The sequence below is a fragment of the Vreelandella mediterranea genome (assembly GCF_970647075.1).
Genome location: NZ_OZ310198.1, coordinates 2039423 through 2061114 on the forward strand (window position 1 = coordinate 2039423; position 21692 = coordinate 2061114).

Annotated in this window: 23 protein-coding genes; 12 read left to right on the forward strand and 11 right to left on the reverse strand. The window is 61.7% G+C overall.

Annotation, left to right across the window (positions count from 1 at the left end; genetic code table 11):
- Window positions 1-21 precede the first annotated feature (21 nt).
- The 7 genes from murA to ACWFVE_RS09580 all read right to left on the reverse strand — a co-directional run bounded on the left by murA (window position 22) and on the right by ACWFVE_RS09580 (window position 4764).
- Window positions 22-1284 (reverse strand): UDP-N-acetylglucosamine 1-carboxyvinyltransferase, encoded by a 1263-nt coding sequence (gene murA, locus ACWFVE_RS09550; protein ID WP_447529038.1) that lies wholly within the window; start codon window positions 1282-1284, stop codon window positions 22-24.
- A gap of 9 nt (window positions 1285-1293) precedes the next feature.
- Entirely contained in the window at window positions 1294-1545 is a 252-nt protein-coding gene (locus tag ACWFVE_RS09555; RefSeq protein ID WP_447529039.1) for a BolA family protein, read from the reverse strand.
- A gap of 85 nt (window positions 1546-1630) precedes the next feature.
- Window positions 1631-1969: an STAS domain-containing protein gene (locus ACWFVE_RS09560; protein WP_447529040.1), complete on the reverse strand. Its 339-nt coding sequence runs from the start codon at window positions 1967-1969 to the stop codon at window positions 1631-1633.
- Entirely contained in the window at window positions 1966-2625 is a 660-nt protein-coding gene (locus tag ACWFVE_RS09565; protein WP_447529041.1) for an MlaC/ttg2D family ABC transporter substrate-binding protein, read from the reverse strand. Before ACWFVE_RS09565 ends, ACWFVE_RS09560 begins: the two co-directional genes overlap by 4 nt.
- A 48-nt stretch (window positions 2626-2673) precedes the next feature.
- Window positions 2674-3138, reverse strand: a complete 465-nt coding sequence (gene mlaD / locus ACWFVE_RS09570; protein WP_447529042.1) for an outer membrane lipid asymmetry maintenance protein MlaD — start codon at window positions 3136-3138, stop codon at window positions 2674-2676.
- A 16-nt stretch (window positions 3139-3154) separates the two neighbouring features.
- A complete protein-coding gene (gene mlaE, locus ACWFVE_RS09575; RefSeq protein WP_447529043.1) occupies window positions 3155-3943 on the reverse strand; it encodes a lipid asymmetry maintenance ABC transporter permease subunit MlaE in 789 nt (262 codons plus the stop codon).
- Window positions 3943-4764, reverse strand: coding sequence for an ABC transporter ATP-binding protein (locus tag ACWFVE_RS09580; RefSeq protein ID WP_447529044.1), 822 nt, complete (start codon window positions 4762-4764; stop codon window positions 3943-3945). The genes mlaE and ACWFVE_RS09580 overlap by 1 nt, the downstream gene beginning before the upstream one ends.
- Before the next feature lie 351 nt (window positions 4765-5115).
- Between ACWFVE_RS09580 and ACWFVE_RS09585 the strand changes: the two genes are divergently transcribed.
- The 11 genes from ACWFVE_RS09585 to ACWFVE_RS09635 all read left to right on the forward strand — a co-directional run bounded on the left by ACWFVE_RS09585 (window position 5116) and on the right by ACWFVE_RS09635 (window position 12784).
- Window positions 5116-6102, forward strand: a complete 987-nt coding sequence (locus ACWFVE_RS09585) for a KpsF/GutQ family sugar-phosphate isomerase (protein WP_447529045.1) — start codon at window positions 5116-5118, stop codon at window positions 6100-6102.
- 38 nt (window positions 6103-6140) lie between these two features.
- Entirely contained in the window at window positions 6141-6671 is a 531-nt protein-coding gene (locus ACWFVE_RS09590) for a KdsC family phosphatase (protein WP_447529046.1), read from the forward strand.
- A 10-nt stretch (window positions 6672-6681) separates the two neighbouring features.
- Complete coding sequence (lptC, locus tag ACWFVE_RS09595) at window positions 6682-7266, forward strand: LPS export ABC transporter periplasmic protein LptC (protein ID WP_447529047.1); 585 nt, start codon at window positions 6682-6684, stop codon at window positions 7264-7266.
- A gap of 8 nt (window positions 7267-7274) precedes the next feature.
- Complete coding sequence (gene lptA / locus ACWFVE_RS09600; RefSeq protein ID WP_447529048.1) at window positions 7275-7766, forward strand: lipopolysaccharide transport periplasmic protein LptA; 492 nt, start codon at window positions 7275-7277, stop codon at window positions 7764-7766.
- Between the two features lie 10 nt (window positions 7767-7776).
- A complete protein-coding gene (gene lptB, locus ACWFVE_RS09605) occupies window positions 7777-8526 on the forward strand; it encodes an LPS export ABC transporter ATP-binding protein (RefSeq protein ID WP_447529049.1) in 750 nt (249 codons plus the stop codon).
- 105 nt (window positions 8527-8631) lie between these two features.
- Window positions 8632-10044 (forward strand): RNA polymerase factor sigma-54, encoded by a 1413-nt coding sequence (locus tag ACWFVE_RS09610; protein ID WP_447529050.1) that lies wholly within the window; start codon window positions 8632-8634, stop codon window positions 10042-10044.
- Between the two features lie 82 nt (window positions 10045-10126).
- Complete coding sequence (gene hpf / locus ACWFVE_RS09615; RefSeq protein WP_447529051.1) at window positions 10127-10435, forward strand: ribosome hibernation-promoting factor, HPF/YfiA family; 309 nt, start codon at window positions 10127-10129, stop codon at window positions 10433-10435.
- Window positions 10436-10439: 4 nt separating this feature from the next.
- On the forward strand, window positions 10440-10910 hold the full coding sequence (locus ACWFVE_RS09620) for a PTS sugar transporter subunit IIA (RefSeq protein ID WP_447529052.1): 471 nt from the start codon (window positions 10440-10442) through the stop codon (window positions 10908-10910).
- Between the two features lie 45 nt (window positions 10911-10955).
- The gene (gene rapZ / locus ACWFVE_RS09625; RefSeq protein ID WP_447529053.1) at window positions 10956-11843 is read left to right on the forward strand and encodes an RNase adapter RapZ; all 888 of its coding nucleotides are present in this window, start codon (window positions 10956-10958) and stop codon (window positions 11841-11843) included.
- A gap of 84 nt (window positions 11844-11927) precedes the next feature.
- A complete protein-coding gene (locus tag ACWFVE_RS09630) occupies window positions 11928-12197 on the forward strand; it encodes an HPr family phosphocarrier protein (protein ID WP_447529054.1) in 270 nt (89 codons plus the stop codon).
- 47 nt (window positions 12198-12244) lie between these two features.
- Window positions 12245-12784, forward strand: coding sequence for a hypothetical protein (locus ACWFVE_RS09635; protein WP_447529055.1), 540 nt, complete (start codon window positions 12245-12247; stop codon window positions 12782-12784).
- A 107-nt stretch (window positions 12785-12891) separates the two neighbouring features.
- On the opposite strand, the gene pmbA is transcribed toward ACWFVE_RS09635, so the two are convergent.
- Window positions 12892-14232 carry a metalloprotease PmbA gene (gene pmbA / locus ACWFVE_RS09640; protein WP_447529056.1) on the reverse strand — a complete coding sequence of 447 codons (1341 nt, stop codon included), beginning with the start codon at window positions 14230-14232 and terminating at the stop codon, window positions 12892-12894.
- A gap of 96 nt (window positions 14233-14328) precedes the next feature.
- Between pmbA and yjgA the strand changes: the two genes are divergently transcribed.
- On the forward strand, window positions 14329-14859 hold the full coding sequence (gene yjgA, locus ACWFVE_RS09645) for a ribosome biogenesis factor YjgA (RefSeq protein ID WP_447529057.1): 531 nt from the start codon (window positions 14329-14331) through the stop codon (window positions 14857-14859).
- 42 nt (window positions 14860-14901) lie between these two features.
- Here the strand turns inward: yjgA and tldD are convergent, their stop codons facing one another.
- The 3 genes from tldD to rng are packed head-to-tail and all read right to left on the reverse strand — an operon-like array spanning window position 14902 to window position 21661.
- Window positions 14902-16353, reverse strand: a complete 1452-nt coding sequence (gene tldD / locus ACWFVE_RS09650) for a metalloprotease TldD (protein WP_447529058.1) — start codon at window positions 16351-16353, stop codon at window positions 14902-14904.
- Window positions 16353-20198: a YhdP family phospholipid transporter gene (locus ACWFVE_RS09655; protein ID WP_447529059.1), complete on the reverse strand. Its 3846-nt coding sequence runs from the start codon at window positions 20196-20198 to the stop codon at window positions 16353-16355. The genes tldD and ACWFVE_RS09655 overlap by 1 nt, the downstream gene beginning before the upstream one ends.
- On the reverse strand, window positions 20198-21661 hold the full coding sequence (rng, locus tag ACWFVE_RS09660) for a ribonuclease G (protein WP_447529060.1): 1464 nt from the start codon (window positions 21659-21661) through the stop codon (window positions 20198-20200). The genes ACWFVE_RS09655 and rng overlap by 1 nt, the downstream gene beginning before the upstream one ends.
- Between the last annotated feature and the right edge of the window lie 31 nt (window positions 21662-21692).

The window sequence follows — 21692 nt, forward strand, 5'->3', positions numbered from 1 at the left end:
GGCCAGTAGTTGGTCGCGTGGCTAGCCGGGAATGCGGCGAATCTTCGCCCCCAGCAACTGCATTTTCTCTTCGATACACTCGTAGCCGCGGTCGATATGGTAGATACGATCGACCAGGGTCTCGCCCTCGGCCATCATCGCCGCAATCACCAGAGACGCCGAGGCGCGCAAGTCGGTCGCCATCACCGGTGCCCCGGAGAGCTTATCGACACCGGTGATCAGCGCGGCATTACCCTCGAGCGCAATGTCAGCGCCCATGCGATTGAGCTCCTGGACATGCATGAAGCGGTTCTCGAAGATGGTTTCCACCACCCGGGAGTGGCCTTCGGCCACGGCGTTCATGGCCACGAACTGCGCCTGCATGTCGGTGGGAAACGCCGGGTACGGCGCGGTGCGAATATTGACCGCCTTCGGGCGCTTGCCGTGCATATCGAGCTCGATCCAGTCATCCCCGCAGGTGATGTCCGCACCGGCCTCTTCGAGCTTGGCGAGTACCGCCTCGAGAATATCCGCCCGGGTGCGCGTGACCTTCACCCGGCCGCCGGTCATCGCCGCGGCGACCAAAAACGTCCCGGTTTCGATGCGGTCCGGCATGACGTCGTGCTCGCAGCCGTGAAGCGACTCCACGCCTTCGATGACGATGGTGTCGGTACCCTGGCCGCGAATGTTCGCGCCCATCTTGATCAGACACTCGGCCAGGTCGACCACTTCGGGCTCGCGGGCGGCGTTTTCCAGCACCGTCTTACCTTCGGCCAGTGTCGCCGCCATCAAAAGATTCTCGGTGCCGGTCACGGTGACGGTATCGAAATAGATGGTTGCGCCTTTCAAGCGCCCTTCCACACTGGCGCGAATGTAGCCAGCCTCGACGCGAATCTGGGCGCCCATCGCTTCCAGCCCGCGAATGTGCAGATCCACCGGGCGCGAGCCAATCGCGCAGCCGCCGGGTAGCGAAACATCCGCTTTACCGAAGTGGGCCAGAAGCGGGCCCAGCACGAGAATCGAGGCGCGCATCTTTTTGACCAGCTCGTAAGGGGCGTGGCAGTGCGTGACCTGGGAGCCATCGAGCTGGATGCTCAGCCGCTCGCCCATCACGGGCTCGACCCCCATACGCCCTAGAAGCTCGAGGGTCGTGGTGATGTCCTGCAAATGCGGCAAATTACCGATCACCACCGGGCCTTTCGAAAGCAGGCTGGCACACAGAATCGGCAGGGCCGCGTTTTTTGCACCGCTCGCCCACACTTCGCCGTCGGCACGACCGTTGCCGGTAATCAGGAGTTTATCCATGGAGGCGCCTTACTGGGCGTTTTCCGGCGCGTTTTGCCACTGCGCCGGCGTATAGGTTTTAATGCTGATCGCGTGAAGGGCGCCGGAGGCAATCTCGTCACTTAGCGCCTGGTACACCAGTTGCTGGCGTTTGACCGGTGAGAGTCCTTCGAAGGCCTCACCCACCGCGACGACCTGAAAATTACAACCTTCCCCCTGAATATGAAAGTCACATCCGTCGATGCGGGATTCAAGCAGCGCTTTTACCTCGTTGGGTTGCATGAGACAGAAAACTCCTCTGGGGACGATTAATTAAAAAAATAAGGCGACATGATAAAGAAAAGCATCGCGCTTGGCGATGCCGGTCTCAAGAGGTCAAGGCGAGGTGGGGCGCGTCGATCATATCATCGAGTTCGGCGAGCGAAGCCAGGCGCATCAAGGGGGGTGAAAGCGCGATACGCTCCACGGTAATGGCGCGCTGACCGCAGGTTCTCAACCACTCGAAAAGCACGCTCAAAGCCACGCTGCTAGCGGTTTCGACGCCGGTGAAATCAAGCGTCACCGGCGTCGATGCGCTTTGCTCGAGCCACAACGTGCCCGCAGCGGCCACCTGGGCCGCTGCGTTCATGGTCAAACCGCCCTGGAGAAACAGTGTCGCGCCCCGTTGATCGAGCGTTACACCGTCCTGGGTTACCAGTTGGGTCACGCATCGCCCCCCTGCTCGAGCTCTTCCACGCCTACTTCCGGCGACCAGTTGCGGATGACCGCATCGTAGTCGCGATTTTGCTGACGCATGGCCTGGTCGAACTGGTTGCGGAAAGTAAGCCCCAGGTTGATGCCGTTAACGATCACGTTGACGACGCGCCATTCACCATTGGTCTGGCGCAGGCTATAGCTGACCGGATAGACCTGGCCGCCACTGGCTACGACCTGCATGTCGACCGTTGCCTGGTCTTCGTAGCGCTGGCCACGCTGGTTATCGAGCACGCGCAGGTCTTCGTAGTCGTAGGTCACAAGGCCACGGGCGTAGGTATCGATCAGGGTCTGGCGAAAGACGCTGGCAAAACGGCTGCGCTGTTCCGGCGACGCGTTCTGGAAATAGCTCCCCATTACGCTTGCGCCGATATAACGAAAGTCCGCGACCTCGTCCAGCGTTTCATCGACGATCGACTTGAGCTCGTTGATATTGTTGGCGTAGTAGCTTTCGCGGCCGTCGATACGTGCCATGAAGCCGGCTACGTTTTCACGAATCATCGCCTCGGGGGACTGGCTCTGGGCGCTGGCGGTCGCCGGCAGTGCAAACACCACGGCCGCCAGTAGCACCGTCAACCAGTAACTTAGCGGGTTATTGAAGGCTTTCATGACATTCTACCTCTCGACTGAGTGTTTTATAACGAATCCGGTACAGGTTTAGCTGCTAACCATGTTGGATACAAATTGCTGAATTAGTTCTTCCAGTACCAGCGCCGACTGGGTGTCGCGGATAACGCCACCGTCTTCGAGCGTGTCCGGCGCCCCGCCGACGGTCAGCCCCACGTACTGTTCGCCCAAAAGGCCCGCCGTGAGAATCGCCGCCGTCGTATCCTGGGAGAGCTGCCCCTCCAGGTCGTTATCCAGACGCAGCACAACGCGGGCATCGTACCATTCGGTATCCAAGTCGATGGACTCGACCCGACCCACGGTGACACCGGCCATCGTGACCCGCGCGCGCGGTTTGAGGCCACCAATGTTGGAAAAATTGGCTTCCAGCTGAAACGTTTGTGTTGGCGCCGAAAGCGAAAGCCCGCTAACCCGAAGGCCCAGAAAAACGAGCCCGACGATGCCCGCCAGCATAAACAGACCGACGCCGAACTCCATGGCTTTACTGCGTTTCATGAACGTGCTCCCGCTATCAAAGGCCGCCGAACATGACGGCGGTAAGTACAAAATCAAGGCCCAACACGGCCAGGGACGAGTAGACGACGGTACGCGTCGTCGCCCGGGAAATCCCTTCGGAAGTAGGTACCAAATCGTAACCCTGAAAAACTGCGATCCACGTGACGACCAGGGCGAACACCAGGCTTTTGATCATGCCGTTGCCCACGTCGCTCACGAAGGCAACGCTTGCCTGCATGTTGCTCCAGTAGGAGCCTTCGAACACGCCCAGCCACTCGACACCGACCAGGTAGCCTCCCCAGATACCGACGACGCTAAAGCCAACGGTCAGAATGGGCAGCGCCACGAACCCGGCCCAGAGCCTGGGGGCCACCACGCGCTTGAGCGGGTCCACGCCAATCATTTCCATGCTGGTCAGCTGCTCGGTGGCTTTCATCAAGCCTATCTCGGCGGTTAGTGCCGACCCGGCACGGCCGGCAAACAGCAGCGCGGCGACCACCGGGGCAAGCTCTCGCAAAAGCGACAGCGCCACCATCTGCCCAAGCGCCTGCTCGGCGCCGAAGTCGACCAGAATAGTATAGCCCTGCAGCGCCAGCACCATGCCGATAAATAGCCCCGATACCAGCACGATGGCGATCGACAGTACGCCGATAAAGTGCATCTGTCGCAGCCAAAGCGAAAAACCCTCTTTGGAGGGAACGCCGACACTCGACTGGGCAAGAAATGCCCCGGCGCGGCCCAGGGCCTCTACCGTGTCGCATCCTTTACGACCAAGCCTTGCGACTTGCTTGAATAGTGCCTGCATTACTCTGTCCTTTTGGGCAGCGCCTGGCCCAGCATATCGCTATAGAAGCTTGCCGCCGGGTAGTGAAACGGCACTGGCCCGTCGGGCTCGCCGTGAACGAACTGGCTCACCCGGGGGTCGTCGTTGGTATCGAAGGTGTCCGGCGTGCCCTCGGCCACGACCTGACCATCGGCGATCAGATACAGGTAGTCGGCAATGCTCAGCGTCTCCTTGATATCGTGGGAGACCACCACCGAAGTCAGCCTGAGCGCCTCGTTCAGGCGCTTGATCAGTTGCACCAGCACGCCCATGGAGATCGGATCCTGACCGACGAAGGGCTCATCGTAAAGCACCAGCTCCGGGTCCAGAGCGATGGCGCGCGCCAGCGCCACCCGCCGCGCCATGCCGCCGGAAAGCTCGGCGGGGGTCAGCTCGCGTGCACCTCGAAGCCCCACCGCCTGAAGCTTCAAAAGCACCAGATCGCGAATCATCGCCTCGGGCAGGTCGGTATGCACTCTAAGCGGAAACGCCACGTTTTCGAAAACGTTCAGATCCGAGAAAAGCGCGCCGCTTTGAAACAGCATGCCCATACGTTTGCGAAGGGCAAAAAGCGCCTTGCGCGAAAGTTTATGAACGTCCTGCCCGTCGATCAGCACACGACCGCGGTCCGGCTCCAATTGGCCGCCGATCAGTTTCAACAGCGTGGTTTTACCCGTACCGCTGGGGCCCATGATGGCGGTGACCTGCCCCCGCGGGATACGCATGTTCACGCCGCGAAAAATTTCGTGCTCGCCTCGGGAAAAGTGAAGGTCTTCGATTTCAATGAAGGGTATTTGCGTCATGAGTGGATAAACCCTCCTCACAGGGCGGATAGCTGACTGACTTTGCGTATCGAGATTTAACGGCGGTATCGTCGACGCCAGGGCCGGGACACCACTAACGCTAAAATATCGCGACCATTAAAGTCATGGCTAACGCTTGGGCACGGGCTCATCAAGACCGGCAATTTAAAAACAGTGTTTCCGAAATATTAGCGAACATTGTACCTCAACGCTACCCGTTACGCGCGAAGCCGCCCAAAAGGATGTTTTTTAAAACGTTGCTCTACAAGGAATTGTCAAAACGGCGATACCTATCCATTGATCCAAAATGCTATTCTAAGGCCTTAATACCGCAAGCTTAGTGAGCCCATAATGTCAGCGCCTCTCGCCTCCCCCAGCGCGTTACGTGAAAGCGCCCTGCGCACGCTACAAATCGAGCAGGCCGCCATAGGCGAGCTTCAGGAAAAGTTGGACGAACATTTCGATCACGCCTGCGCCTTGATTCTGGCCTGCCAGGGGCGGGTGGTCGTGACCGGCATGGGCAAATCCGGCCATATCGCCGGCAAGCTGGCGGCCACGCTTGCCAGCACCGGCACGCCGGCCTTTTTCGTCCACCCGGGTGAAGCGAGCCACGGCGACCTGGGGATGATCACCCGCTCGGATGTGGTCATCGCGCTCTCGAATTCCGGCGAAACCGCCGAGGTCACCGCCCTCTTGCCGCTTTTGAAGCGTTTGGGCGTGCCTTTGATCAGCATGACCGGCCGCCCCGAGTCCACGCTTGGCACCCACGCCGACGCCCATCTGAATAGCGGCGTGGCCCGGGAGGCGTGCCCGCTCGACCTGGCGCCGACCAGCTCGACCACCGCGGCCCTGGCGCTGGGGGACGCGCTGGCAGTCGCGCTTTTGGAGGCGCGGGGCTTTACTGCGGAGGACTTCGCACTTTCCCACCCCGGTGGCAGCCTTGGCAAGCGTTTGCTTCTGCGCGTGAAGGATCTGATGCACAGCGGCGAGCGTCTGCCGACGGTCCCCTTGGGCAGCCCGCTTCGCGATGCGCTTTTGGAAATCACCCGCCAGGGGCTTGGCTTTACCTGCGTGGTCGACGCCCAGGGCCGACTGGCCGGCGTTTACACCGACGGTGACCTGCGCCGGACCCTCGACGAACACCACGATTTACGTGTCATCAGCGTCGATACGGTCATGACTCGTCCGGGCAAGCGCATCCGCCCGGACATGCTCGCCGCCGAGGCCGTCCGCCTGATGGAGGATAGCCGCATTACTGCGCTTGCGGTGGTCGATGAACACGAGCGCCCCATTGGTGCCTTACACATGCACGACCTGCTTTCGAGCGGCGTGATTTAAACCGTACTCAGTCCCAATACCGCTATAAAGGAGACTCCATGGCCGTACCCGATGCTTTAAACGACCGCATCCGCCACGTTCGCCTGCTCGCGATCGACGTGGACGGAGTACTCACCGACGGCCGCCTCTACTTTCAGGCCGACGGTGTCGAAATCAAGGCTTTTCACACCCAGGACGGCCACGGCCTCAAGCTTTTGAAGCGCGCCGGCTTTTACGTCGCGCTAATCACCGGCCGGGACTCGCCCATGGTCAGCCAACGCGCGAAGTCGCTAGGGATCACCCACGTCTATCAAGGCGTCGAGCACAAGCTCGATACCCTTAAAGCGCTCTGTAAGCGTTTGGACATCACCCTCGATCAGGTGGCCTATTGCGGCGACGATCTGCCCGATCTTGGCTGCATCAAACGGGCCGGTGTCGGCATTACCGTGCCCAACGCGCCGGACTACATGCATACCCACGCCGACTGGATCACCGACTCACTTGGCGGCCACGGCGCGGTGCGCGAAATTTGCGATACGCTGCTGATGACCCAGGGCCACTGGGACGCGGTGATGGACACCTACCTCTAGAGGCAACGCGATGGCGGGTTTGACGATAACGCGGATCAGAAAACGCCTGTGGCTACCGGCGCTGGTCATTGCGCTGGGGGCCTGGCTCGTCTGGCTCGACCCGCGCGGGCCGGAGGTCGTCGAGGTCGACCCGGACGTACAGCGCGAGGAACCCGGCCATGTGCTGGAAAATGCCGAGCTTACGCTGTTTGGCGAAACCGGCGGCGTCACACAGCACCTTAGAACGCCGCACCTGGTCCATACACCTCAGCAAGCGCTGACCGAGGTCGACGCGCCGCGCGCGACGCTATTCGATTCCGACCAGCGCCAGTGGCTCGCCAGCGCTGACCACGGCATACTGCAAAACGAGCGTCAGTCGCTGGTCATGGAGGGCTCGGCCAGACTGCTCGCCCCGGAGGAGGGCTGGCAGCTCGATACCGAGCGGTTACACTACGATGGCGTCGACCGCCACGCCTACACCGAGGCACCGGCCCTTTTACAGCAGCCTCCTCAGCAGATGAGCGCCAACCGCATGGATGTCTGGCTCGACACGAGCCAGGTCCGGCTCACCGATAACGTACGCGGCACTCACCCGCCCGCCCGCTCAACGCCTTAGGAGTCGTTATGCACCCGTTTTTACGTACCGCGCTACTGGTACTGGCCCTGCCTTTGAGCGCCGCCGCCCAGACAAGCCAGGCCCCCGTCGAAGTCGAAGCCGACCGGCTCGATCTTGATCAGCGCGCGGGTACCGCCGTCTACTCCGGCAATGTGGATATCCGCCAGGGGGAAATGCAGATTCGCGGCGACCGTGTCGAAATCTCGCGCAACGACGCCGGCGAGCTTTCCCAGGCAGTGGCCACCGGCGAGCGCGCCTACCTTCGTAATCAGCTCGAAAACGACGGAGGCCCGATGGAAGGTTGGGCGCGGCGTATCGTCTACCACGTCAGCGAACGGCGCATCGAGCTTATCGACCAGGCCGAACTCCACCAGCGAGCCGACCGCTTTCAGGGCGGGCGCCTTGAGTACTTCATCGACCGCGAAGTGGTTCAGGCGCGCTCAGACGTTAGCGGTAGCGACAACCAGCGCATCCGCATGACGCTACAGCCCGCGCAATAGGAGAATGACCGTGTCGAGCACGCAATCTGGGGCGGTCAAAACGCTTCACGCCCGCCATCTCGCCAAAAGCTACAAGCGCCGCCGGGTGGTAAAAGACATCAACCTGGAGATCACCCAGGGCAGCGTGGTGGGCCTACTCGGGCCCAACGGGGCGGGCAAGACCACCTCGTTTTATATGATCGTGGGCCTGGTCAAGGCCGATGCCGGCACGGTAGGAATCGACGAGCGCGACCTGACCCGGGCACCGATGCACGAACGCGCCACCGCCGGCATCGGCTACCTCCCCCAGGAGGCATCGATTTTTCGCAAGCTGTCGGTGGCCGATAACATCATGGCGATTCTGGAAACGCGCAAGGAGCTGGACCGCCGCGCCCGGGAGGCGCGCCTGGAGCAATTGCTCGACGATTTCCACATCACCCATATCCGCGACAACCTGGGCATGAGTCTTTCCGGCGGCGAACGCCGCCGCGTGGAGATTGCCCGCTCGCTTGCCACCGACCCCGCGTTCATTTTGCTCGACGAGCCCTTCGCCGGGGTCGACCCGATCTCGGTCGGCGAGATCAAGTCGATCATCCTGGCTCTCAAGGCACGCCACATCGGCGTGCTGATCACCGACCACAACGTGCGCGAGACGCTGGATATCTGCGATATCGCCTATATCGTGGGTGACGGCCACATCATTGCAAGCGGTGACTCAACCGCCATTTTGAATAACCAGAAGGTTCGTGAGGTCTATCTGGGCGCCGATTTCCGCCTCTAAACCATCGCCAATCCTAAAGTTCCGTGTAGTGGCATATTTATTGCACTTGCGCCGGACCCCAACTCGCACTAGGGTGGAGCTTTACGAGTAACGAGTGGTTCTTCAATGGTCATGAAAGCCTCTTTACAGCTGCGTGTCGGCACACAGCTGACCATGACGCCTCAACTGCAGCAGGCCATTGCCCTGCTACAGCTTTCCACCCTCGATCTTCGCCAGGAAATCCAGCAGGCGCTCGACGCCAACCCGTTGCTGGAACAAGAGGACGAGTTTGGCGAAGAGAGCGTGACCGAGACCGCCGAAGCCGAATGGGAAGAAAGCATCCCCAGCGAACTCTCCATCGATAGCGAGTGGTCCGACACCTATCAGGACATGGCGGCCAGCGCCGGCAGTGAGGGGCCGGATTTCGAGCGACAGGCGGCGGGCCAAAGCCTGCATGGCCACCTGCTTTGGCAGCTGGCCATGACCGACGCCAGTGAGCGCGAATACGCCATTGCCGAAAGCCTGATCGACGCGCTGGACCCCAACGGTTACCTCACCCAGCCTCTCAACGATATTCGCGAAGGGCTCAAGGCCCAGGGGCTCGAGGGTTTGAGTCAGCGCGAGGTGGAAAACACGCTGATGCGTATGCAGCAGTTCGAACCCACCGGCGTTTTCGCCCGCGACCTTCGCGAATGTCTGATGCTCCAACTCGCCACCCTGGCCGACGACACGCCGCTTCTGGTGCCCGCCAAGCGCCTGGTGCGCCAGTTTCTCGAAGCGCTCGGCAAGGACGACATGCGCCTTTTGAAGCGCCGCCTGGGGCTTGACGACGAGCAACTCGATGACGTCATCGGACTGATCAGAAGCCTGGACCCGCGCCCGGGCAGCGCATATGGCATCACCAACGATAGCTACATCACTCCGGATCTGGTGGTACGCCACGATAACGAAGGCTGGCACCTCGAGCTCAACCCCGAGGCGCTTCCGCGGCTGCGCGTCCAGCCTGATTACGCAAGCCTGATCAAGCGGGCGGACAAGAGCCAGGACAACCAGTTTTTAAAAGAGCACCTACAAGAGGCTCGCTGGCTGATCAAGAGCCTTTCGAGTCGCAACGATACGCTGTTACGCGTCGGTCGCGAGATCATCGCCCGCCAGCTTGGCTTTTTGGAGCGCGGCGAAGAGGCCATGAAACCCTTGATACTCGCCGATATCGCCGAGGCCGTGGAGATGCACGAGTCGACGATTTCACGGGTGACGACGCAAAAATACATTCACACCCCCCGCGGCGTATTTGAGCTCAAGTACTTCTTCTCGAGCCAAGTGAGCGGTCATGACGGCAACGACAGCCACTCCAGCACGGCGATCCGCGCCCGGTTGAAAAAACTGATTCAAGAAGAGACGCCAGGCAAGCCGCTCTCGGACAGCCGCCTGGTGTCACTATTGGAAGATGGCGGTATTAGCGTAGCGCGGCGCACGGTGGCAAAATACCGCGAGGCCATGGGGATTCCCTCCTCCAGCGAACGGCGGCGTTTGCGTTAAAAAGTGAAACTGGCCGCCGGGGCTTTGCAACGGTAGAAAAAGGGTTACAATCAAAGGACAGTCCTGGATTAGGAGTACGTCGATGCAAGTCAATATTACGGGCCATCACCTGGAACTGACCGACGCTCTGCGCGATTACGTTAACGAAAAACTCGAACGTATCGAGCGTCACTACGACAATATCACCACCGTTCATGTCACGCTTTCCATCGAGAAAGAGCGTCAGCAGGCCGCCTGCACCCTCCATGCGGCCGGCGCCGATTTGCACGCCGAAGCCCAGGACAACGACATGTACGCCGCCATTGACGCGCTGGCCGACAAAATCGACCGCCAACTCGTAAAACACAAGGAAAAAGCACAAGCTCGCGCCCAGGGCGCTGGCGTGCGTTAAATCGATGACCCTGGAAACCATACTCCCCCCGGAGCGCGTGCTGTTCGACGTCCCCGGGGGCAGCAAAAAGCGCGTGCTGGAGTTCTTCAGCACCTTCATCGCCCAAAATACGCCCAGCCTGGATAGCCAGGAAGTGTTCAGCCGTCTGATAGGCCGGGAGCGATTAGGCAGTACCGGCATTGGTAATGGGGTCGCGATTCCCCATGCCCGCAGCCCTCACTGCAGCGCCCCTATCGCCGGCTTTCTAAAGCTTGCCGAACCGGTGGATTTCGACGCCATCGACGGTGACCCGGTGGATTTGGTGTTTGTACTGCTGGTGCCGGAAGAGGCCGACGACACCCACCTTGCGCTGTTGGGTCAGGTCGCCACCATCATGAATGACGCCGCCACGCGCGCGCAGTTTCGCAAATGCGAGAGCCAGCGCGAGCTTTTGGAGATCGTCACCGCCAAAATTCGCGAGCAAACGGGCAGCTAAATCAAGGCCCTACCCACCCAGCCCTACAGACCGAAGAGAAACACTATGCAACTGGTGATTATCAGCGGCCGCTCCGGGTCGGGAAAGTCCATTGCGCTTCAGGCGCTGGAGGACCTGGGCTACTACGCCATCGACAACTTGCCGGCCATGCTGCTGGGTTCACTGGTCGATGAGCTAAGACAGCAAGGCGAGCGCACGCACCTGGCGGTGAGTATCGATGCGCGCAACCTGCCCACGGCCCTGGAGCGCTTTCCGGCCCTGCTTCAGGACATCAAATCCGGCAGTACCCGCGTACAGGTGATTTATCTCACCACCGACGCCCGGATTTTGCTCGAGCGCTATTCGGCCACGCGCCGGCGCCACCCGCTGACCCGGGACAGCGGGATGACCCTGGAAGAAGCGATCGCCAAGGAGGAAGAGACGCTTTTTGGCATCCGCGAACTGGCGGATCTAATGATCGACACCTCGCGGCTGACGGTGCACGATTTGCGCGGACGGATCACCGACCAGCTGGGCCACCAGCGCCAGAGCCAGCTCACCCTGACGCTCGAGTCGTTTGGCTACAAGCGGGGAGTGCCGCTGGACGCGGATATCGTGTTCGATATCCGCTGTCTGCCCAACCCTTACTGGGACCCGACGCTTAGACACTTCACCGGGCGCGACGCCGAGATTGCCACCTTTTTAGAGGCCTATCCGGTCGTCGATGAGATGGGCATGGATATTCTCAACTGGCTGGAGAAGTGGCTTCCGGCCTACCAGAGCAGCCAGCGCAGCTACATGACCATCGCTATCGGCTGTACCGGCGGCCAGCACCGCTCGGTGTACATGGTCGAACAGCTGGCCAAAAAGATGCTCGATAAGCGCTCCAGCGTACAGCTTCGCCACCGCGAGCTGGGCATTCACTACAGCGTTGATGACGCCACCCCATCGTAATGCTGGGCGGCGGGAGCTTGCCGTGTCATCCCTTATGAACCACGCACATTCAATCAAGACACCGCTAGGCAAAAAGGAACCAGGGTGCCCGAAAGAATTCTTACATTGACCAACCAGCGCGGCCTTCACGCCCGCGCCGCCACCAAGCTTGTCACCTGCGCGCAGCGGTTCGAGTCTCGGGTATACGTCTATAAGCAGACCCAGAAGGCCGACGCCGCCAACATCATGTCGCTTTTAATGCTGGCCGCGCCCTGCGGTACGGCGCTGACCGTCGAAGCCGTGGGCCAGGACGCCGAACAGACCCTGGAAGCGATTCAAGCACTGTTCGACGCCCGCTTCGACGAAGATACCTGACAACGGGCCATAAGCGGCAGCGTCCCCATCCACCTGTCGAGCAAAATATGCAGCTAATCCAAACCGGCAAATACTCCCGGGTCCACTTTGACCCCGAGCACGACCAGTTCATCAAGACCTTCCAACCCAAGACCTTCGACCGGCTGCGCTACCTGCTGCGCATTCGCCCCTACCCCGGGCTCAACTTCGCGCTGATTGCCTCGCGCCTGGACGCGCTGGGCATTGCCACGCCAACGATCACCGAGGCCCGTCCCTACCGGTTGGCCACCCAAAATATCCACGGCGTGGCGCTAAAGGAGCTGATCCTGGACTCGCCAGACCTGCAGGCGCAATATTTGGATGCCCTGGTGGCGTTCGATCAAAACGGCATTCACTGTCGCGGCCTACATACCGGCAACTTTTTGGTACGCGACGGGCGCATGGTCGCCATCGACCTCGATGCCTACAAGGCGCCGCGCTGGTGGCGCTACTCGCGCCGTGAGTACCTGAACTGCCTGAGCCGTTCGCTCACCGGCGACGAAGCCTTCTTGTTCACCCGTCTGCTCGAGCGGTTGGGGCTGGACGCGAACTACCGCCGTATACGCTGAGCGCTCTTTTTAGCGCCTACTTTTTAGCGTTTAAAAAAGCCTGCCCACTAAAAAGCCCGCCGTTTTGAACGGCGGGCTTTTGCTTTAGCGAGTGGCGTGTATCGGGATCAGCTACCGGCCACGGTCATGGCATCGACCAGCCAGCTGCCCGTATGGATGCTGCCCCGGGTATCCAGGTCGTCGCCCAACCCACTCAGCCCGCTAAACATGGTCTTGAGGTTGCCCGCGATGGTGAACTCCTCCACCGGATACTGAATTTTGCCGTTTTCTACCCAGAACCCCGCCGCGCCGCGCGAGTAGTCGCCGGTAACGCCATTCACGCCCTGGCCCATCAACTCGGTGACAAGCACCCCACGCCCCATGCGTTCAAGAAGGGCGTCCAGGCTTTCCAACGGCGCTTCGAGACGAATATTACGCGCCCCACCCGCGTTGCCGGTGGTGCTCATGCCAAGGCGCCGCGCGCTGTAGGAGGAGAGCATGTAGCTTGCGATGCGCCCGTTTTCGATAAAGCGGTTGTGGCGGGTTTGCACGCCTTCGCCGTCGAAGGGCGAGCTCGCCATGGCCCCCACTTCCAGCGGGCGCTCCTCGAGGCTGAACCACTCGGGGAAAAGCGGCTCGCCAAGCTTGTCGCATAGAAACGAGGCTTCGCGATAAAGCGCGCCGCCGGCCAGTGCCCCCATCAGGTGGCCCACCAGCCCGCTTGCCTGGGAGGGGTCGAAAAGGACCGGAAAGGTGCCGGTCGGCGGACGTTTGGCGCCGAGCCGGCGCAGGGTACGCCTGGCCGCCTCACGGCCTACGCTTTCCGGGTCTCGAAGCGCGCGCGGGTCCCGGGCGCTGGTGTAGTCGTAGTCGCGCTGCATGCCCCGCTCGTCCTGGGCGATCAGCATGCAGGAAAGCGAGTGGCTGCTGCCTTTTTGGGTCCCCATGAAGCCGTGGCTGTTGGCGTAGACCCGCACGCCCTCGCCGCTTGAAAGCGACGCGCCTTCGGACTGATGGATACCCGCCACGTCGCGCCCGGCCTGTTCGCAGGCCAAGGCAAGCTCGGTGGCGCGCTCCGTATCCAGCGCCCAAGGGTGGTGAACGTCGAGATCCGGAAACTTGGTGGCCATTAGCGAGGCGTCGGCGAGCCCCGCCGCCGGGTCTTCGCCGGTGTATTGGGCAATTGCCAGCGCCTTCTCGACCGCCGCCTTGATCGACGCCGAGCTTGCGTCACTCGACGAAGCACTGCCCTTGCGTTTGCCTACGTAAAGCGTGACCGCAATTCCCTGATCCCGGGAAAGCTCGACGGTTTCGACCTCGCCCAGGCGGACGCTCACGCCAAGCCCCTGATCGACGCTTGCGCCTACTTCGGCTTCATCGGCGCCCAGCTCTTTGGCAAGCGCCAGGGCTTCCTGAGCGCGCGCGACCAACTCCTTTTCCTGAGCGGCTGCATCGAATGCCTGTGCCATAACTCTCTCCTCATCGCCTATCGTGGCTGGCGGATCAAATGTCGTGGTCGCAGCTGGTATACTAGCTGGCGACAAATCTATTAAGTGAGTGCCTGTATGCCTAAAAAACGCCCCGCTAGCGGCCCTGACGATCAGTTTGATGAACCGCTCGAGCGGCCCAGCAAGTCCCAGCTCAAGCGCGAAATGCACGAACTCCAGACGCTGGGCGAGACGCTCATTGCCATGAAGCCCGCCGAACGCGCGCGCTTTCCATTATCCGACGACCTGCTCGCCGCCATCGAAGAAACCTCGCGCATTCGCTCCCACGAAGGGCGCCGTCGCCATATGCAGTACGTCGGCAAGCTGGTGCGCAAGGAGGATCTCGAGGCGATCCACGCCGTGTTCGACGCCATCGAAGCGGAGAAAAACCAGCGCGATCATGCGTTTCACCGCCTCGAAAAGTGGCGCGACCGCTTGATCGACGAAGGCGACCCCGCCGTGGACCGCTTTCTGGCGGAGCATCCGGACGCCGACCGCCAGGCCATTCGCCAACTGGTACGCAACGCCCGCAAAGAGCGCGAGCAGGAAAAGCCGCCGGTCAGCGCCCGCAAGCTTTTCAAGCATCTGCGCGAAACCCTCGTTCTTTAGAACCCTTCATTAGGGCCCCTTTTTTAGGGGCACCTGGATCCATCAGGACTGCGTGCCGCCCACGGTCAGCTCATCGAGCTTCAACGTGGGCTGACCCACGCCCACCGGCACGCCTTGACCTTCTTTACCGCACACGCCGACACCGGTATCCATCTCCATGTCGTGGCCAATCATGGACACCCGTCCCATCGCCTCTGGGCCGTTGCCAATCAAAGTGGCCCCCTTGACCGGGGCGGTTAGCTTGCCATCCTCGATCAGGTACGCCTCGCTTGCCGAGAAGACGAACTTGCCCGAGGTAATATCCACCTGGCCACCGCCAAAGCTCACCGCATAGATACCGCGCTTGACGCTTTTGATGATGTCCTCGGGGCTGTCCTGGCCGGCCAGCATGACGGTGTTGGTCATGCGCGGCATGGGCAAGTGCGCGAAGGACTCGCGCCGGGCGTTGCCGGTAGGCGCCATGTTCATTAGCCGAGCATTGAGCTTGTCCTGCATGTAGCCGGTCAGGATTCCGTCCTCGATCAGCGGCGTGTTCTGACCCGGCGTGCCTTCGTCATCGATACTCAACGAGCCCCGGCCATCCATGATCGTCGCATCGTCCACGACGGTCACGCCCTTGGCGGCAACGCGCTGGCCCATACGCCCGGAAAACGCCGAGCTGCCCTTACGGTTGAAATCGCCTTCCAGGCCATGGCCGACCGCTTCGTGAAGCAAAATACCCGGCCAGCCTGCCCCCAGCACCACCGGCATTTGCCCGGCCGGAGCGTCCACGGCCTCGAGGTTGACCAACGCCTGGCGCACGGCTTCTTTAGCGTAAATACTCGCCGCGCCCTGCTCCTTGAGCGTGGCCATGGAGTAGCGCCCGCCACCGCCAGCCCCACCGCGCTCGCGGCGGCCGTTTTTCGCGGCGATGACGCTGACGTTGAAACGCACCAGCGGGCGGATATCGGCGGCAAGGGTTCCATCGCTGCCCCGCACCAGCACGACTTCATACGTGCCGGAGAGCGAGGCGCTGACCTGGCTAACACTTGGGTCGGCGGCGCGCGCCACTTTATCCGCCTCCATGAGCATGGCGACTTTCTCTTCGGCGCCAAGCCCGGCCAACGGATCGAGGCCGGCGTAATAATGCTCGGCGGTGACGATATTGACCGCCTGGCCCGGCAGGCGCTTGCCGCTACGCACGATGCCCGCGGCGGTGCGCCCGGTATCCATCAAGGCGTTGGCGTTGATCTGGTTGGAGTAGGCAAAGCCGGTTTTCTCACCCGCTAGCGAGCGCACGCCAACACCACCGTCGATGTTGTAGCTGGCCTCCTTGACGCGGCCATCTTCCAGTACCCAGCCCTCTTGCCAGGTGCGCTGAAAGTAAAGATCCGCGTAGTCGATACCGGCACCCAGCGCGTAGTCGAGTCCGGTATCCAGCGCCTTCACATCCAGGCCGCTGGGCGCCAGTAAAATAGAGGCGGCAAAATCCAAATCGCTCGTGTGTGCGGTCATTAAGGGCCTTCCAAAGTAACCCGCGGCGAGGTCCAGGGGCCTTGCACGCGAAAATGTAAAGTTGTTGCTCGATTCAGCGGCTCGCCAAACAATTGATCGGCGACGAACAGCGCGGCGCCGACGGCCGGCGCCCCCACTGCCACTGCGGCCAGAGGCAGCGTTTGGCTAACGGGCAGTGTGACGCCCAAGCGTTGATCGAGTTCACGCTGTAAAAGATTAACACGTCCTGTAAGCCTTAACGTGGCGGCCGGCGCCTCGATTTGCAAGGGCTCGCGAAGGGTGAGTTGCCCGCCGGCGGCGGTGGCACTGCCGTAAACCCGGTCGAAAGCGGTACCTTCGCCGGTGACATCGCTAAAGTCCAGGCGCAGGCGCCTAAGAATATTATCGAAGTTCAAAAGCCCGACGAGCCGCGCCGACGTCGAGTTCATCGAGACGAAGCGCCCATCGCGGATATCCGCATCCAGTCGCCCGGTGGCGCGGGCCAAGTCCAACTGCCAAGGGGCGCCGGGCCAATCAAGGCTTGCGTTAGCGCGCGTGGTGCGGCTTCGAATCGGCACCGGTTGGCCAAGGTGCTCGAGCGCCGAGCCGATATCGCCGCCGCGTACGGCGATATCGGCGCGACTCTGTTGGCCCTGCCATAAAAGCTCACCGGTCAGCGAAAGCTGGCCAAGCGTGAGCCCCACCGGTGACAGCGCAAAGCGCCGTGGCCCGGTCTGCCAGTAGGCGGTCAGCGGGCCGACCTGGTTATCCTGAATATTGACCTCGGCAAGGCGCAAGCGCCCGTTGGGCATCTTGTCGAGCCAGTCCGGCGCGCCCACCGGCTCAACGTGCGAGGTCTCGATCGCGTCCATCCAGGAGTCCGGAGCGGGCGCCTCGTCATCGCCAAAGGAGAGGTCCATCAGTTTGTCGACGTCGAGGGTGGCGATCGTGATATCCAGCGGCCGCTCGTCTTCCGGCTGATACGCCACGCGCCCGGAAACGATATCGCCGCCGACCTGGGCGTTCAACGCCTGGTCGGCCAAACGCGCCGACAGGCTAAGCTCCCCCAGACACGCGTCATCAAAGCTCAGACACGGCGTATCGAACATCAGCGACACCGGCGCGTCGAAGCGCAAAAGCTCATCCGGAGACCCGCCGGAGGCGCCGGAGGCGCCGCCGCTCAGCGGGGCCAGCGCGCGCTGCCAGTCGCCAATATCGAGGCGCTCGAGATCCGCCTCGATACGAAGTCCCGGCGCCGGTGAAAGCTCGGTCAGCGGCGCGGCGCGCCCCACCGCTACCGCACCTTCAATGGCATCATCGACAATAAGTCGCGCGTGAAGCACATCCGCCAGCCGGGCCTCCACGTTGCCACTTTCGATATCGGCCTCGAAGGCGAAAGGCCACGCCACGCCGCGGCGTTTATCGAACGGCGCCGGTAGCGTGCTCTCCACGCCGGTAAAATCACTTTGAAAGCGCACGTAGGGGGTTGGTTCGAGGCGAACGAAGCTCGCCCAGTCCGCGCGGCCGTTCAAAAGCGACCGGGCGTGTTCCGATTCGATACCGGCCAAGGTAAAAAGCGCCCCGGTATCGAGCTCGCCGCCTAACGTGATCCCCTCGGCGGGCACGTCGAAATCCGCCGTGATGGGCCCATTCAGCAGCCGACCCTCGGCACTGCCCAGTAGCGCAAACCGTGAACCGCGCTGTTGCCAGGTAATGTCTCCGCCGACATCGGTCAGCGGTGCCTGGTCCAGGGGCGCGTAGCTTATCCGTGAAAACCAGGGCCTGGCGTTCACTTCGACTTCGAGCGCCTCGGGGTCGTCCAAATCCAGCCCAACGAGTAGCTCGCCCTCCACCTGGCCGCTGGCCTCCAGGTCGTTCAGCAGCGCAGTATCGATATCGGGAATCGCCTGGATGAAATCGATCAGCGATGCGCCGCTGCTGGAAAGCCGCCCGCCGATGTTGAGGTGCTCATCTTCCATGCGCACTTCGCCATCGAAGGCCTCGACGCCCAGGCTTTGCGCCCGATCGACCTGGGCCTCGAGCACCTGATTTTGCCAGGTCAAACGCCCTTCCACGCCTTCGAGCATCGGCCAGTCGTCGGCAATCGGCAGGTAGCCGCGTTCGATATCGAGCGCGAGCGTAGCGGTGAGCGGATTCTCCTCGCGATTACCGCCAAAGGGCAGTCCCAGGCGTAGAGAACCGCTGGGCACGAAGCCGCCGACATCATCCAGCAAAAAATCGCGAATGCCCTCGCCAAAAGTTTTGACCGGCAGCCACTGGGAGAGCGGGTAGTTGATGGCGTCGACGTTGGCAAAATCGATATTCAGACCGAACTGCCCTCGGCCCTCCCCGGTCATCAGACCAAAGCCGCCGCTTATTTCGGCGCCGTCCCAGTTAACGTCCAGATCGCGGCCACTGACCATGCTGCGTGGGCCATCGTAGACCCACTCCACACGGCCTTCGGCGTGGCGAAGCTGCATCGGCGCCTCGAACAGCCTGGGGAAGTAGAGCTCGCTTTCACCGGCGCTATTAAAGGTGACACGCCCGCGCAAATCCCGCGCCTGCACCCAGGCATCCAGCGGGCCGCCGCCAGGCGCCTGCTGCCAGGGCTGAACGCTGAGATTAGTGACCGCTGCATCTATGCCCCAGCGCCCCTCCTGCTGGCCAAGGCGCAGCCCCTGCACCTGGCCGCTGGGTGAAAGCGTTTGCAGTACCCGCGTCACCGATTCGGGCAAAAAGGCGTACTCGCGCCAGGCCGTCAGCGAGGCAAGCTCGAAGGGGCTGGTGCGCAGCTCCCACTGGCCGGGCTGGTGCGCCAGATACCAGTGGCGCGGCAGCGCCGGCCCTTCGCTGACGTTATCCGGCTGCGCCCACTCGACGCTCTCGGCGTTGGCGCTAAGCCACGCCTCGCCGCCCTCGTCGTCGCGGGCCCATTGTCCGTCGGCCTGAATATCACGCAGCACCGCAAACTGTGCTTGCTGGCGCAGCGTGAGCTGGGGAATACCCATCCCGACGCGTACTTCTCTCAGCTCGCCGCCAAACCAATCACCCCACAGCCGTACCGACCCGCCGGCCTGCTCGATATGCGGCATATGCTCGGCGCGAAACACATCGCCAAGCGCCACCAGGTGGTCCAACTGTAGTTCGAGTTGCATCGCGGCAGAGAAATCGCTGGGCCCATCGGGGCCCGGCTGCATTTCCGCCTGCAAAATCAGCGCTGGCAGCGCATCGACCTCGTCGAGCGTGCTCGCCTCCAGGATATTGACCGCGCCTTCGAAGCGCGCAAGCTCCTCGTTGCCCCCCAAAAGCAGCCGGGGGGCGCTGAGCGTCAGGGAATCTTCGCGTCCATGCAGGGTGAGCAGGCTATCGCGCATCCAGAGGCGCTGCTTCAAAATGATCGCGGTCCAGCGGTCGATCTTGTCGAGATCGACCTCGGGTTCCTCGGCGAAAAGCAAAGGGAGCGTGGCGGGCTCGGGCCAGCCCCAGCTGGCCTCGCCGGTTTGATAGAGGTGAAAATCGAGTTCGGCAAGGCGCGCGTCGCTGAAAATCGGCGCGAACGCTTTGATCGATGCCCAGGTGTCGAGGCGCAGGTAGGCGCTTTTAAGCGACACCAGCGGCGCGTCATCGGTCTCGGCATTGAGCCCCTCCAGACGCAGCACGATATCGTTGCGCTCGAGGGACAGGACCAGGTGTTCGATGGTGACCGGCGCGCCGATTCTGGATTCGAGCAGCGACTCGATCGGGGGGATCAGTTGCTCGGCCTGGCTGAACAGCAGCCGGACCGATAGAAGCACGACCGCGATCAGCGCCAAAAGCCCGGCGAGGGTGGCCAGTACTTTGCCAAAAAGTGAAGCAGGTAGCGTCATTACATCAGCACGATATCGTACTGTTCCTGGGAGTAGTGCTGCTCGACCTGGAACCGTATGGTTTTTTCGATAAACGCCTCGAGATCGGCTACCGCCGCCGACTCCTCATCGAGGAGACGATCCACCACGGGCTGGGAGGCCAGCACGCGGTAGGTGTCGGCGCTGTAGGCCCGCTCTTCCCGCAGTATTTCGCGAAAGATCTCATAGCACACGGTTTCCGGAGTTTTCAGCGTACCGCGTCCGCCGCAGGTAGCGCAGGCTTCACAAAGCGTCTGCTCCAGGCTCTCCCGGGTGCGCTTACGGGTTAGCTGTACCAGGCCAAGCTCGGTGACGCCGGTGCACTTGGTCTTGGCGTGGTCGCGCTCGAGCGCTTTTTCCAGCACGCGCAGCACCTGGCGCTGATGCTCGACATCGGTCATGTCGATAAAATCGATGATGATGATACCGCCCAGGTTACGCAGCCTGAGCTGGCGGGCAATAGCGGTAGCCGCTTCCAGATTGGTCTTGAAAATGGTCTCTTCGAGATTACGGTGGCCGACGTAGCCACCGGTATTGACGTCGATGGTGGTCATCGCCTCGGTGGGGTCGATCACCAGGTACCCGCCGGATTTGAGCTGCACCTTGCGCGCCAGCGCCTTTTGAATCTCGTCTTCGACGCTATAGAGATCGAAAATCGGCCGCTCGCCGGGGTAGTACTCGATGCGATCCACGGCATAGGGCATGAACTCTTCGGCGAACTCCTTGAGCTTGACGAAGTTCTCCCGGGAGTCGATACGCACCTTCTCGATATCGTCGCGCATCACATCGCGCAGGGTGCGCATGAAAAGCGGCAGATCGTCGTAAATCGCGCTCGGAGGCGCGGCGCTGATCTTGCGCTCGCTCACCTTGCGCCAGATGCGTAGCAGAAAGTACATATCGCTTTCGAGCTCTTCATCGCCCACGCCTTCGGCGGCGGTACGTACGATAAAGCCGCCGGTAATTTCCAGTGTTTGGGCGTTCACGCTTTTATCGAGCAGCGCTTTCAAGCGTTCGCGCTCGGCTTCGTCCTCGATGCGCTGAGAAACGCCGTGGTTGGACGAATCCGGCATATAGACGAGATACCGTGAAGGAATCGAGAGATGCGTGGTCAACCGGGCGCCCTTGGTGCCGATCGGGTCCTTGGTGACCTGAACCACCAGTGCCTGGCCTTCGTGAAGCAGGTGATTGATCGTCGGCGGCGTGTCCGTGAGCGCCCCCGAGGCCATCACCTCGTGGGCATGAATGAAGGCGGCGCGCTCCAGACCAATATCGACAAAGGCAGCCTGCATACCAGGCAAAACCCTGACCACCTTGCCTTTGTAGATATTGCCCACGATGCCGCGCCTGCGTGAGCGCTCGATCAACGCCTCTTGCAACACCCCGTTTTCGACCAGCGCCACGCGGGTTTCCATGGGGGTTAAATTGATAAGGACTTCACCGCTCATGCACTCTTCCTTATGGGGCTCGGCTGCTTCA